Here is a 13,714-nt window from a genome sequence, read left to right as displayed (position 1 = left end):
GGTCCAACAGTTGCCCCGACTTTTGAGGGGATTAAGACAGACCAACGAGTTCCTTGTTGAACTGGCTTACGCGTCCAACAGTTGCCCCGACTTTTGAGGGGATTAAGACCGTTTGCTGGCATTGAGGGCTGCCTGTTCAGCGTCCAACAGTTGCCCCGACTTTTGAGGGGATTAAGACTATACAAGTCTACTGTATTCTCGATAGCATAGAGTCCAACAGTTGCCCCGACTTTTGAGGGGATTAAGACGAGCTGCTTACGCTTAGCTGCGTTTACAGCAGCGTCCAACAGTTGCCCCGACTTTTGAGGGGATTAAGACCATAGAGGGAGGGCCGCGGCCCTCCCTCTAAACGTCCAACAGTTGCCCCGACTTTTGAGGGGATTAAGACAAAGTAACCAGCTCCGTTGTGCCACTCTTCTTGGTCCAACAGTTGCCCCGACTTTTGAGGGGATTAAGACGGCTTCATACTCAGCCAGGTCGTCGTCGTAAACGTCCAACAGTTGCCCCGACTTTTGAGGGGATTAAGACTCGAGCGTATGCTCGACAGCGAAGAAAGCAGCGTCCAACAGTTGCCCCGACTTTTGAGGGGATTAAGACGCGGGAGCCGTTCCGCAATGGCGTCTTGATAAGTCCAACAGTTGCCCCGACTTTTGAGGGGATTAAGACTCACGGTTACGGACGCCATTTATGTGCTTTATGTCCAACAGTTGCCCCGACTTTTGAGGGGATTAAGACATTTCCACTTCACATCGAATCGATGCCTCTTTGTCCAACAGTTGCCCCGACTTTTGAGGGGATTAAGACTATTAAGATCGTCAAGGGTGGATATACTATCCGTCCAACAGTTGCCCCGACTTTTGAGGGGATTAAGACTACGAAGAGCTTGACGCTGTTCGATAATGTCAGTCCAACAGTTGCCCCGACTTTTGAGGGGATTAAGACTTTACAACTACAACCGTATCAAGATTAACCACGTCCAACAGTTGCCCCGACTTTTGAGGGGATTAAGACATCCAGCACCAAATGGTAGATGCGGGTTTGGTAGTCCAACAGTTGCCCCGACTTTTGAGGGGATTAAGACCTTACTTTGTCCAATACATCGGAGTCGTTTTGAAGTCCAACAGTTGCCCCGACTTTTGAGGGGATTAAGACCTACCGACACCATTACAGCCGTCACTGATTATGTCCAACAGTTGCCCCGACTTTTGAGGGGATTAAGACAAACGTTCTGTGGTGGCTTCGATGTCTTGAGCGTCCAACAGTTGCCCCGACTTTTGAGGGGATTAAGACGTTAAACCCTCGACAGCACTCACCGTTGAACTGTCCAACAGTTGCCCCGACTTTTGAGGGGATTAAGACAACCAAGTGGCTGTTTTGATGTTTGTCCAGCTGGGTCCAACAGTTGCCCCGACTTTTGAGGGGATTAAGACTACGAAGAGCTTGACGCTGTTCGATAATGTCAGTCCAACAGTTGCCCCGACTTTTGAGGGGATTAAGACATCCAGCACCAAATGGTAGATGCGGGTTTGGTAGTCCAACAGTTGCCCCGACTTTTGAGGGGATTAAGACCTTACTTTGTCCAATACATCGGAGTCGTTTTGAAGTCCAACAGTTGCCCCGACTTTTGAGGGGATTAAGACCTACCGACACCATTACAGCCGTCACTGATTATGTCCAACAGTTGCCCCGACTTTTGAGGGGATTAAGACAAACGTTCTGTGGTGGCTTCGATGTCTTGAGCGTCCAACAGTTGCCCCGACTTTTGAGGGGATTAAGACGTTAAACCCTCGACAGCACTCACCGTTGAACTGTCCAACAGTTGCCCCGACTTTTGAGGGGATTAAGACAACCAAGTGGCTGTTTTGATGTTTGTCCAGCTGGGTCCAACAGTTGCCCCGACTTTTGAGGGGATTAAGACCTTTTACTACTGACAGCGTAATGCCAGTGCTAAATAACTGATCCTAACTCTGATACACCCGCTGCAAGCCATGCCCACCACCAGGGAATGGTGCAGCATTGTCCATAAAATGTTCTACCTGCTCCAACAGTGAATCCATCGTTTTGCAACAGTGATTCCGCGTAATGGTCTCATGTAAGGCATGCCACAGCTTTTCAATTTTGTTGACCCAGGGGCTGTATACCGGCTGGAACAACAGTACGAACTTCGGATTCTTGCGCAGCCATGCCGCCGTTTTTTTACTCTTATGGATGATGTAGTTATCCACCACCAATGTAATGGTTTTTGCTCGCCGGTATTGTCGCTTTAACTTTTCCATCAAGCTGATAAACAGCTCTGAGCTTTTACTCGTTGAACCAACATAGCTAATCTGGCCTGTCTTGCTGTGCAAGGCTCCCGCCAGATAGTGCTTCTTGTTTTGGCCTGGCGTTACCACTAAGCGCTGCTTTCCTTTGTAACCCCAGTCCGCCCCGATTTTCGGGTTCAGGTGGATATCCACTTCATCTTCATAAAATACCGGATGATCTGCGCTGCAATTGGCCAAAGCTTCATAAATAGCTGCCATTTTCTCTGCTTTTGCAGGATCTTTAATCCGCAAAGTTGGTGCAGCCCTGCGCCAGACAATACCGGATTTAGGCAGTAAGCGGCGTATTGTTGAGCTGTGAACCACCAAACCAAGAGCTCGTTTTATTACCAGACTTAGCAGCTCTGTACTCCACCGCGAACGCTGATAACCAAGATCTCTGGGTTTGCGTGCAATCAACAACTTCAGTACATCAATAAGCAGTCCCTTTGGCTGAACTGGCGGGCGGCCTGTTCGTTTGCTTATTAAGCCATCAATACCTGCCGACTCATACCACTTAACCCAGCGAATAACCGATGAGCGTCCTGCTTGAAGTAGTCTCGCTACTTCAGATTTCGCTTTACCTTTTAGAACCAGCAACACCGCTGTTGCTCTGCGACAAAGGTCTTTATCTCGAGTCTTATGAATAATTTTCTTCAATCGGCGGGTTTCAGCGCCGTGCAAAAATGCTATTTTGTTCATACTCAATGCGTTTGTGTGGCTTATTTGTTTGGCGACCGATCTGATCGCGCAAACCGCATTGAGTTCCCTTCGTTTAGTGATCTACTGTTTGGAACAGTTATTTAGTGTCCAACAGTTGCCCCGACTTTTGAGGGGATTAAGACCTCACCCTCAACCCACCGCTTATGAGACTTAGTCCAACAGTTGCCCCGACTTTTGAGGGGATTAAGACGATTATGTTTCTGTTACCCTCATCTACGGTTGAGTCCAACAGTTGCCCCGACTTTTGAGGGGATTAAGACGTCTCGGTTTTGATGTAGGATGTGGCGAATGAACGTCCAACAGTTGCCCCGACTTTTGAGGGGATTAAGACTTCTTTGCCTGCTCAACCCGATAGATATGAACGTCCAACAGTTGCCCCGACTATGACTCACACCATCCGTGGTGTTCGGCCCAAGGGCCCAGCCTACGGCTGTTGGTGACTGCTCCGTGCAGTCACGCTGAGGGGATTAAGACACCAAGAGCGTACAGCATTATTTCTAGTTCAGCGTCCAAGAGTTGCCCCGACAACGCTGCAGGAGCAAGCGTTGAACGGCGTCAACTGGCTTTTTTCGTGGCCAGTCAGATTTTTTGATCATGTATTTAGGAGGACTGGTATAACGGATGACTGTAGAAACTTATTCAATTTTGGCGCTTATTGTTGGTTTTGTTGCCGTGGCCATTTCGCTTTGGGCATCCTATAAAGTTGCCAGGAAGAAACTTCTCGCCTCTAAGCCCTAGTTTTTTATCCGTGGGGTGCTGTTTAACCAAGAAGTGCTGTCTGGAAATACTGATAAGTGTGCTTATGCCAGTACTTTACGCGCAGCAAGCTATGCACTGTAGACACCTGTCTACACCTTGTGGTGCAATTTCTGAGCGGAATCCTCATAACACCAAGGCTGCTCAAAGACCTGTTGCAGGGCGCGGATGCCATAAAGTAGCAGCATGTCGTTGAAATCGGTTGGCTTTAACGGCTGGTGCATGGGGAAAAACTGTGGGGTGATAAAGTAATCGCCCGGCAGAGCGGCCTGCATCGCTTTGCTCAAGCCAACATTGCCAACCGCTGGTTTGTGGGTGTCGTGATCGTGGGCAAAATAGACCCGCTCGCGTAAATGCTTACGGCATGGTTGATAATTATGACAGCCAAGCACTGCACGGATCTCTCCAGGCCAAACCAAAGCCAGGCTTAACGCAGTGAAAACGCCTTCGCAAAACAGAATTGGAAAGTACTTCAGCCCACGAACAGCCGCAACCCTGACAAAACTGCCACGCATTGCACCTGAAAAAGCCACATGATTGCGCTTGTTGTCCGTGCTTTTTTGCGGATAAATCAATTGAAAACCAATGACCCGGCCATCCAGCTGCTCAATCGCAACCATCAGTCGGGTATCTACTTGCCGCATAGCACAGCGATCCACTAAGGACGCTGTTGCCAAGCCAGCCAAACGTTTTTGCAGGTAAGGGTGCTTGGCATCAACAGGGCCAGCATGTTCATAGGCTTGCTGCAGCCGTTTGAAATAAAGGGCTCTGGATTTGTCCTCCCGCTCTGCAAGGTTTGAAAGCCTGTGGTGTACTGCCTTGTTGGCAACTATGGCCGTTGGTTTTGTTAAACAAACTCCAGGCTGGCTACGCAGCCAACGTAAACCGTTAAAATCCGCCGTTATGCCGCCATCCTTAAAGGTATGAAATCGCAAAAAAGGCCAGGCTTGTCCGGAAGGGGTCTGATTGATGTAATACAGCACCGAGCAGGTACCCCGGGAGCGTTTATGCAGCACAGGGACCTGACGGCCAGTAAGCCGTATCGAATGTTCAGGCAGCTGAGCCAGCAATGCAATGGCGTCTATCCCAAGTGGCGCAGCAACATCCACAATGGCTTGCTGCGCTTGATGAAGCAGCGCGCTTACCGATGGGTAGTTGCTAAGGCTCTGTGCCATAATGGTTTTCGCTCCTTACAATACACATGCAAATACAGTGAATTGAAGCAAAATATGCGAAAACACGTCCTAGCGGCTGTTTGACAAACTTGCAAGCCATTCCGTCGCCTCACAAGTTTGTCAGCCCCCTACCAGCTAACCATTCTGCAATACTGCCCTCATCGGTTCAGAGTCATCTTTCAGCAAACAACCAGGGGGTATGCCATGACCATGACTTGTCCAAAATGCCAATCAAATAGTGTTGAACAGAAGCGACCAGCGGAAAAGGTCGGTGCTGGGCTTGGCGCCGCCTGCGGTGGCGTGACCGGCTGGCTTGGTGCAGTCAAAGGGGCTGCCGCAGGCGCTAAAATGGGCCTTGCATTTGGCTTAAGTGGCGGCCCGGTCGGATCTGCTGTTGGCATGACGCTGGGCGGTTTTGCCGGCGGCGTTACCGGGGCCCTTACCGGCATTGGGTTGGGAACCGTTCTGGGAAGTGAGGTAGGGCAACGGCTGGACAGCACCGTGCTGAACAACTGCCACTGCCAGGAATGCGGGCACCGGTTTAGCAGTGGGACCAGTGACTCAGGCTAGGGCGTAAATTAGGAGGCGTCTGCTATTCAAATCAGCAGTTGATAAGCTAAGACGTTGACATACGTCAATAATGCAGTAACTTAGAAGTAGATAGGATAGAGCATCGGGCTTTCATAAGCCCGACGATACAACAAAGGGAGTTTGATTACCGCCTAACGTATGTCTGCAATAATTCTCCTTTTACCGTGTCGAACCAAGCGAAGCCGGCATAGCCTGCTGCAAAACTAAAACCTTACAGCCATGAAAGCGAGGTCGTAGTGATACACTCCTACTTATTTGAAGCCAAATCAATTCAGGCGTATTTGTTTCAATCTGGCAAATTAAAAGATGTGATTGCCGCCAGTGAGCGGTTGGATTGCATGGTCGATACCACTGAAAGCAGCTTGGTCGGCCAGGTGCTGCGTGCTTTGTCATTCACGCATGATCTAACCAAGCCGGCAGCCGACCTCGGTGACGTAGATATTAGCTTTTTGCGCTGCAAAGGCGGCGCCCTGTATGCCGGTGCCACCAATAAAGAGCATCTGGTGCAATTTCGCCAGTTGTGGACACTCAGCATCCAACAGCTTTTTCCAAGCCTGGTGTTTACCGATGCGCTGTGCAGCGGTGAAACCCTAGGCCAGGCCATTGAACAAGGCCATCATTTGTTGGCGCAAGGCCGCAACCTGCCGCAGATCACTCTACCTTTTGGCAGTGCCTACAGCGCCAGAGAGCAACGCACCGGCAAGGTTGCTGTGCCAGTTTCAAAGCTGGCTAAAGAAGCGGGCGTAGACAGCGCAGAGATGAAAGGGCTCGACACCGATACAGCGCTGCACCGTCAGGCTTATGGGCTCTTTGAATTAAAAACAGTCTCCAGCCTGCAAGATCGCTTTACGCCCGAAAGCCTGCGGCCTCGTCATTACCCGGTCAATCTAGACAAAGACTTTGAGTTCGATGGGACCAAAGACATTGCACTGATCCACATCGATGGCAATGGGCTTGGCTTGTTGCTACGTCAGTTAAAAAGCGCCATGCAAGGCAAGTCCGATAGCGATTATCGCCAGGCTTTCCGCCAATTTTCCGATACGGTTAATAAAGCCACCGAGCTGGCGGCTCAGGATGCCACTGCCTGGTTGGCTGAGCAGTGCCCCGATGCAACCGATACTTTGCCTATGCGCCCCTTGGTGCTAGGTGGTGACGATGTCACCTTGCTCTGCCATGCCAAGTATGCGCTGCGCTATGCCGAAACCTTCTGCCGGGCCTTTGAGCAGCACGCCGATAACGAGCTGAGGGCGTTAAGCCGTGATCATCAGCTGGATGTCAAACTAACGGCAAGCGGCGGTGTCTTGTTCCATAAAGCCGGGCATCCTTTTGTGCAAAGCCACCACCTGGTGGAATCCTTGTGTGCCAAAGCCAAACAGCTGACCAAATCCAGCGTACCGGCAGGAAAAACCGGCCCGGCTGCGCTGGCTTGTTACCGTGTTAGCCAGGTTATCTTAACGGACTTAGAGCAAGCCGCTCAGCAAGCGCACCGCTATCCGCTGCAACAAGGGGGCACTATCAATCTGATAGAGATGGCTTACCTGGTCGATGATAAAGAGGGTGGCGTCAGCTGGCAGCAGCTGCGACAGCTGATTGCATTGTGCGATAAAGCAAAAGGCACCGATGCCAAAGGCTTTACTTTATCGCGTTGGCGGAAAATGGCGACTGAGCTCGCGGCCGGTGACTTTGTCGAGGCCAAGCGCATCTTTGCTCGTGGGCTGGACATCCTGAAAAAAGGCAACAAAGCCGCGGTGCCTGTGTTTCTTGAGGCATTGGCCAATTTGGGCCTGCAGCAGAACGATTGGTACCGAGAAACCGGCGAAGGCTATGCTGCGCCCTTGGTCGATTTACTGAACCTGGCGCATTTTGAAGAGGAAATCAGCAGCTGGCAGCACAACAATGGGGAGCCGTCATGAACATCCGTTTATCGTGGAATTTTTTAACCGACTGGCAAAGCTCCGGCGGCCAGGAAGCTGGCGCTTACGCCGACCAACTGTGCATTAAAGACAGCCATCAACTGCCTTACTTGCCTGGCAAAAGCATCAAGGGCTTGTTGCGTGATGCCTTCAGTACGGCCATGCACAATCAATGGTTTGCAGATATGCCGTCCAACCTGCTGGCCTTGTTGTTTGGTGATGAAGGCCGTAATGGGCTGGAAAGCCAGGGCTTGTTGCAGTTTAGCAATGCGCATTTGCCTGCTGCTGAACGAGCTTACCTGGCGCAGCAGCCCGGTTTAAGCCGTCACTTATTTCGGGTGCTTCATGCTACTGCCATCAATCCGGATACCGGCGTGGCGCAAAGCAGCAGTCTGCGGGCCATTGAGGTGGCAGTGCCGATGCAGCTGCACAGCGACATCAGCATCAACACCCATCACCCACACCTGGCGGCGATCCCCGATTGGCAGCAACGGCTTCCTGCCTGCATCGATGCGGTCTTGCCACTGATCGATGCGGCCGGCTCGAAAAAGCAGCGCGGCTTAGGCCTGGTGGAAGTCAACCGGCTTGCAGGAGACTAACATGAAACGATTTTTTCAGGTAACACTGAACGACGCCGTGGTCCTGAGCTATCAGGCCGGTTCCAGTCACAATCATCTCTGTTTGGATTACATTCCGGGCACCACCTTGCTGGGCGCGCTGGCGGCGCAGTTTTACAGCCAGCAGCCAAACAATGACCAGGCAGCTTTGGCGATGGACCTGTTTCACAACGGCAGCGTGCGTTTTGGGCCTTGCTATCCGGTTGCGTCATCCTTGCTCAGTTTGCCGATGCCAGCCAGCTGGTATGGCATCAAAGGCCAGCCCGTGATCAGCCAAAAAGACGATCATGCCGAGCTTTGTACCCAGCATGTTAGCAACCAGGCCAGTGCGGATTTTCGCCGTGACGAACTGGTGCAGTACCAGCAATGCCGTGATGGTTTTGTCTCCCCAGATGGTGCATTGGCGCAAGTCAAACAACTCTGGTTTACCAAAACTGCGATAGATGAAACCACCGGCAAGGCCAAAAACAGCCAGCTGTTTAACTATGCAGCTCTGGAAGCCGGCCAGGTTTTCATTGGCTGGATAGACTGCAGCGACGATCACTGGCAACAGTTGGCGCCAATGCTGCAAGGCCAACACCGAATTGGCCGCAGCAAAGGATCTGAGTTTGGGCGCATCAACATTACGCTGCTGCCCGACGCCACCGAGCCAGCACCAGAATGCGCCGGCCGTCAGCTAACCCTGTGGTGTGTCAGTGATTTGCAGGTGCTGGATGCACAAGGGCAGCCGAGCTACACCCCAAAACTAAACGACTTGCTGCCGGAAGCCGATTTGCCAGCGGTCAGTCTGCAGCCAGAATTAAGCTTTGTACGTACCCGGCAACAGAGCCTGTTCAACCAAAAAAGAGCCGGTGCCGACAGCGAGCAGTTGTTTATTCAAAAAGGCTCTGTCCTGGTCTACCGACTGGAGCAGCCATTAAGCGCCCATCAATTGCAGCAGCTTAGTCAGGGCGTTGGCATCAACCAGCAACAGGGGCTGGGCTGGGTGCGGGTCAACCCTGGCTGGGCCACGCAAAGCACCCTGACAGGAGCACTCGACACCCTGCGAATTGCGCCACTTGCCGCGACCAATGCACAGGCCGATAAAGCGCCGGAAACCGCTTTGATCCGCTGGTTGCAAGCCAAGGCCGGCTCCCATGCCGTGGCCGAGCAAAACAATGAACAGGCGTTGCAACTGGTGCGCGAACTGGTGCAGGGCTACCTTATTGCCAGGCGCTACAGTGGTATCTTGCATGCGCAGTCCTATGGGCCCAACCGCACCCAGTGGCAACGGGTGGCTACCCTGCTAAAAGAACAGGACCCCAACTGGCGCGACACCACCTTTGGCACCGGCAGCGGCAGCAAGGGGCACCATATTGCTAAAGCTGAAAACGATGCCTATGGCTGGGGCATTAGCTGGGACAATGGCGAGCGCTTTATCAGCTATGCCAGCTATTGCCAGGCATTGTTTGCCAGCAAAGACGATGCAGCCATATTACGGGCGCTGGAGCTGCTCGGCCGTTACGACGTATCCAATTACGCTGCTCTGAAAAAAGCATGCGAAGCCTTTAATATCATGACGGAGGTGGCTCATGACTAAGGTTCATCTAACCCGCTTGGTGCTGGAAACCACCAGCCCGATGGTAATTAGCTCAGGTGAGCGTGAAACTGGGTTCGATAATGCCCTGGCACGCGATGCCAACGGCTTGCCTTACATTCCGGCCACCGCCATTGCCGGTGTCTGGCGCTCACTCGCCACCCAGCTGGATGCGGCAATGGCCCTGCGCTGGTTTGGCGCGTTGCAGCAGCGCTCCTTGTTGCGACTGCAGCCTGGATTCTTGCACAACTCGGTCAATAAGCCGGTGATGGGTTTGCAAGACCCTGCAGCTTTAGCGGCGGAGCCTCTGTTTGCCCGCTTGCTGATGGCTTCGCCACATCATCGGGATCGGGTTGCCATCAATGACCGGGGCGTTGCCAAGGACACGGCTAAATTCGAACAAATCATGTTGCCGGCAGGTCTGCGCTTTAGCACCACCATTCAGTGGACCTTGACTGATGCTGCCGACAGCGAGGCATTACTGAAACAGTGGGACCAATTGCTGCAGTTGTGGGCCGATCGCCGCATGTCTTTTGGCGCCAGTACCCGCAATGGGCTGGGGCAAATCAAGTTGGTTGGGTTGCAGGAGCAACTGTTTGATTTAGCTGAAGGCCCGTCCGCGGCTAAAGCCTTGCAACAAGCCGCGCGAGCTGTGCCGACCACGCTTTCGAAAACCCTGGCTGCGGCTTCCACAGCCTTGGTCGCTGATATTCCTCTGCAAGCACTGGATAACTGGCGTTGCGGCGCAGGCTCTGTGCTGCTTGGCAAGCCCCCAAAAAGTGGCAGTGTTGCGCTGATAAGTTACAGCGAACCCCGTGTCGAATGGCGGCAGCATCAAGCCAGCTGGCAACCGAAAAGCCCGGTGCTTTGTGGCAGCAGCATCAAAGGCATTTTGGCGCACCGGTTGGCGTTCCATTACCGCCGTCATGCGGGTATTTTTGCCGAGCAGATGGCCGATGAAAGCCATGCCAGCTGGCAAAAACGGCCAGAAGCGCTCGATACGCTGCTTGGCCTGGTGGGCGAAAACCATGAGGATGCCCGGGCAGGCTTGCTGTACGTGGATGACAGCAGCATTGACGTAAAAGCCGAAGATACCGTGCTGCGAACGCACAATGCCATCGACCGCTTTACCGGTGGCGTTATGCAAGGCGCTTTATTTACCGAGGAATTGCTGTACCAACCTAAATTTAGTGTGCGACTGTGGCTGCGCAACACCGAAAGCCTGGACGCGACATTAAAAGCGGCCTTGGCCGATACCTTGCGCGATCTGACCGAAGGCCTGTTGCCGATGGGCGCTGGCAGCGGTCGTGGCATTAGCCTGGTTGCTTTGGATAGCAGCCGTGAACTTTTCATTCATCCCGATTTTCAGACCGCACAGCAGGAGAAAACCGCATGACTCTGCCCGCTTACCAAACACTGGCCAGTGACGAAAACAGGGCCATCATCGGCGCAACATTACCGGCGCTAAAAGCCGGCGATTTGCAGATCCAGAGCGAGCGCCTGCCATACAGTGCGCTGCAGGCCAAAGTGCAGCCTTTTTTAACCGGTCAAGCCTGGGTGATGAGCCGTGGAGATGTGCTGCGCCAAACCGAGTTGCCTGCCGAGCACGATTTGCTGGAAGCCGAGTATTGTCTGGGCGAGCAATCCATGCATATTCGTTTGGAGCAGCCAGGTCTGTACCGCTGTACCTTATATACTGCAAAGCCAGACGGAGCGCTGTTGTACCGCGACCAACTGGTGCATAGCCGCGAGGGCGGCAAGCAGCTTCTTTGTTACCGTCTGTGGTGGCAGCTAGGAACCGAGGCACCGGACGAAGGGCGTTACCGCCCACTTGCACAGCAATTTCTTGGGTTTTCAACGCATTCTGCTGCGGAGGGTTTATGATCCATACTCCTTATCATTTTGTTCCCCTGTCGGATTGGGTCTACATGCCGGATTGGGCGCATCTGGTCAGTCACGATGTGCCGTTCGAAGACGGCTATTCCGGCAGCATTGAATACAGCCTGACCAATGCCACCCCGCTGTGTGTCGGTGCAGAGCAGCAGTCGGCGGATGGAAAACCAACCCTGGTGCTGTGGGCGCGGGATCCCAAAGGCAACCCGGTGATCCCGGGGTCCAGCATCAAAGGCATGCTGCGCAGTGTGCTTGAAATTGCCAGCTTTGGGAAATTCCAATCGGTCGACAATCAGCATTTTTCGTATCGGGATATTTCCAGTGCTAATACCACCTATGCGCAAGAATTGCATGAAACCGAAGTGGTGGCTTACTGGGTCAAATACGACGAAACACGGCAAATATGGCAGTTTCGAAAATCGCAATGGTTGCCAGTTTTTAACGATGACCTGACCAAGTTTACCCAGCAGTCATTTAAAAATGATCCTGGCGTGACGGTCAAACAAAAATACCAAAAGTGGCCATTGGCCAGTAAAGCCATCTCTTTTGCGCCTGGCAATCGCACGATGATGGGAACCCGTGGTAAAGAAGTGACCGTCGCATGTGCTAGTAGTCTGGGGCAGGGCGATCTTTTGGGGTATCCGGTGTTTACAGGCTTTCGCCCCGGCAAAAAAGAGGTTCGTGATGGGCGGCTAGGCTTCAATTACTTATTTCACAGCGTTGACGAGATGGCTCAGGTTTTTGAGCATGGCACCACACTGGTCAATCGGCTGTTTGAAAACCACAACGAGGAGCTGGTGCAGTACTTTAAACAGCATCCGCATCCTGAGTTGGGTATTCCGGTATTTGCCAGAAAAACCAAAAAAGGAGAACTGATCGCACTGGGTTTTGCCAAAATGCCTCGCAAGCTGTATGAAAAATCGGTGCATGACTTGGTGCTGGCCCGTCAAAAGCTGGCGCAGTCAGCGCACATTTTTGACATGGCAGAATTGATCTTTGGTACCTTGCGCGAATTTGGCTTTTCATTAAAAAGCCGGGTGGCGTTTTCCGATGCTGTATGCCGTCAAAAAACGGCACTTAGTTTCTCTAAGCCGGTGATTCTAAGCCAGCCTAAAGCCAGCTTTTTAGCCGCCTATCTGGAGCAAGAGACCGCAGGTACGCTCCTGACCACTTATCAATCACAGGCTAAGCTAAAGGGGTGGAAGCGTTACCCGGTAAAGCCGGAACTGGATACCGAGATCCCAGCCGATCTGCAAAACAAAGTGAATGTGCAGTCACAACTCGAAATGATGGCACCCAAAGCAGAGTTTAGCGGCAAGCTGGTGTTTCATAATTTAAAAAAAGAAGAATTGGCCGCCTTGCTCTGGGCGTTGCAACTACCTGCTGAGTCTGATCTTGCATACCACAGCCTAGGCCATGGCAAACCCTTAGGGGCAGGGGCAGTGCGCTTTCATCAGGTGCAGTTGCAAGGCCGTGGTACTCAGAACCAACCTTTGCCGAGTGTGGAGGAGCTGACTGCGCTCTTTGCAGAGCACATGAGCCAGGCATACCCAACCGATGATCACAGTTGGCGCCAATCACCTCAGCTCACGCACCTGTTGGCTATGGCCGATCTAAAAGACAATGCCGGTAAAAACCTGAGTTATATGGCGCTGGCAGATTACAAAAATTGCCGTGGATTGCCCGATTTTAAGAAGCAGGATCAGGCGCTATCCAGAAAGTCGCCGGCCATGACTACCCAACCCAAGGCTTTTGCCGCTGGGCGCCTGGCCGATTTAATCAAAGCTGCAGGTGGAAAAAGCGAACTGGCGGTTTCCGAAAAGCTGTTACTGCAGCAGCGACAAGAACAAGAAGCGCAAGCGCAACTGGCCAATGCATCCGAAGCTGGCCGCCTCTTCATGGAGTTAAAAGCGAAAATTGAAGGGAGTGAATTGCAAAATGATCCAATGAAGCAAAACCCTCTGTTTCCAGAGTTGGAAAAGTCGATGCGACTTTTTATCGATGAAGGTGGAGAGGAGGCGCTGGCCAAAGAATTGGTGTTGTTGGTTCGCGATACGGCCAGGTGCAATTACCTAAAGCTCAGTACCAAGAAAAAAGAAAACAAACAAAAGCTCAACGAACGCAAAGCATTGATTGTTGAGCTGGCAGCTAAGTTTGGGATCGCCTGAGC

9 protein-coding genes and 1 CRISPR repeat array (1 of these 10 cut by a window edge) are annotated in these 13,714 nt (G+C 52.4%); of the genes, 7 read left to right on the top strand and 2 right to left on the bottom strand.

What is annotated here, in order from left to right; genetic code table 11:
• Window positions 1-1,918: direct repeats of the CRISPR family, unit length 37 nt; unit sequence GTCCAACAGTTGCCCCGACTTTTGAGGGGATTAAGAC; it reaches 350 nt to the left of the window's first position.
• Between the two features lie 43 nt (window positions 1,919-1,961).
• Together QWY20_RS16345 and QWY20_RS16340 are read right to left on the bottom strand one after the other, a co-directional pair.
• Complete coding sequence (locus tag QWY20_RS16345) at window positions 1,962-3,002, bottom strand: IS630 family transposase (protein ID WP_330130078.1); 1,041 nt, start codon at window positions 3,000-3,002, stop codon at window positions 1,962-1,964.
• Between the two features lie 869 nt (window positions 3,003-3,871).
• The gene (locus QWY20_RS16340) at window positions 3,872-4,954 is read right to left on the bottom strand and encodes a hypothetical protein (RefSeq protein WP_330130077.1); all 1,083 of its coding nucleotides are present in this window, start codon (window positions 4,952-4,954) and stop codon (window positions 3,872-3,874) included.
• 204 nt (window positions 4,955-5,158) lie between these two features.
• On the opposite strand from QWY20_RS16340, the gene QWY20_RS16335 reads away from it, so the two are divergent.
• The 7 genes from QWY20_RS16335 (at window position 5,159) to QWY20_RS16305 (ending at window position 13,712) form a co-directional block, all read left to right on the top strand.
• Window positions 5,159-5,524: a hypothetical protein gene (locus tag QWY20_RS16335; protein ID WP_330130076.1), complete on the top strand. Its 366-nt coding sequence runs from the start codon at window positions 5,159-5,161 to the stop codon at window positions 5,522-5,524.
• 257 nt (window positions 5,525-5,781) lie between these two features.
• Complete coding sequence (locus QWY20_RS16330; RefSeq protein WP_330130075.1) at window positions 5,782-7,458, top strand: Cas10/Cmr2 second palm domain-containing protein; 1,677 nt, start codon at window positions 5,782-5,784, stop codon at window positions 7,456-7,458.
• Window positions 7,455-8,057 carry an RAMP superfamily CRISPR-associated protein gene (locus tag QWY20_RS16325; protein WP_330130074.1) on the top strand — a complete coding sequence of 201 codons (603 nt, stop codon included), beginning with the start codon at window positions 7,455-7,457 and terminating at the stop codon, window positions 8,055-8,057. The genes QWY20_RS16330 and QWY20_RS16325 overlap by 4 nt, the downstream gene beginning before the upstream one ends.
• Window position 8,058: 1 nt before the next feature.
• Window positions 8,059-9,654: a hypothetical protein gene (locus QWY20_RS16320; protein WP_330130073.1), complete on the top strand. Its 1,596-nt coding sequence runs from the start codon at window positions 8,059-8,061 to the stop codon at window positions 9,652-9,654.
• Window positions 9,647-11,047, top strand: a complete 1,401-nt coding sequence (locus QWY20_RS16315) for an RAMP superfamily CRISPR-associated protein (RefSeq protein ID WP_330130072.1) — start codon at window positions 9,647-9,649, stop codon at window positions 11,045-11,047. Before QWY20_RS16320 ends, QWY20_RS16315 begins: the two co-directional genes overlap by 8 nt.
• The gene (locus QWY20_RS16310; protein WP_330130071.1) at window positions 11,044-11,535 is read left to right on the top strand and encodes a hypothetical protein; all 492 of its coding nucleotides are present in this window, start codon (window positions 11,044-11,046) and stop codon (window positions 11,533-11,535) included. The genes QWY20_RS16315 and QWY20_RS16310 overlap by 4 nt, the downstream gene beginning before the upstream one ends.
• A complete protein-coding gene (locus QWY20_RS16305) occupies window positions 11,532-13,712 on the top strand; it encodes a TIGR03986 family type III CRISPR-associated RAMP protein (protein WP_330130070.1) in 2,181 nt (726 codons plus the stop codon). Before QWY20_RS16310 ends, QWY20_RS16305 begins: the two co-directional genes overlap by 4 nt.
• The last annotated feature ends 2 nt before the right edge of the window (window positions 13,713-13,714 follow it).

This window comes from Alkalimonas cellulosilytica (assembly GCF_036325985.1).
Lineage (GTDB): Bacteria > Pseudomonadota > Gammaproteobacteria > Enterobacterales > Alteromonadaceae > Alkalimonas > Alkalimonas cellulosilytica.
Note: the sequence above shows the minus strand (reverse complement) of the source record. Positions and strands in the feature narration are given on the sequence as shown.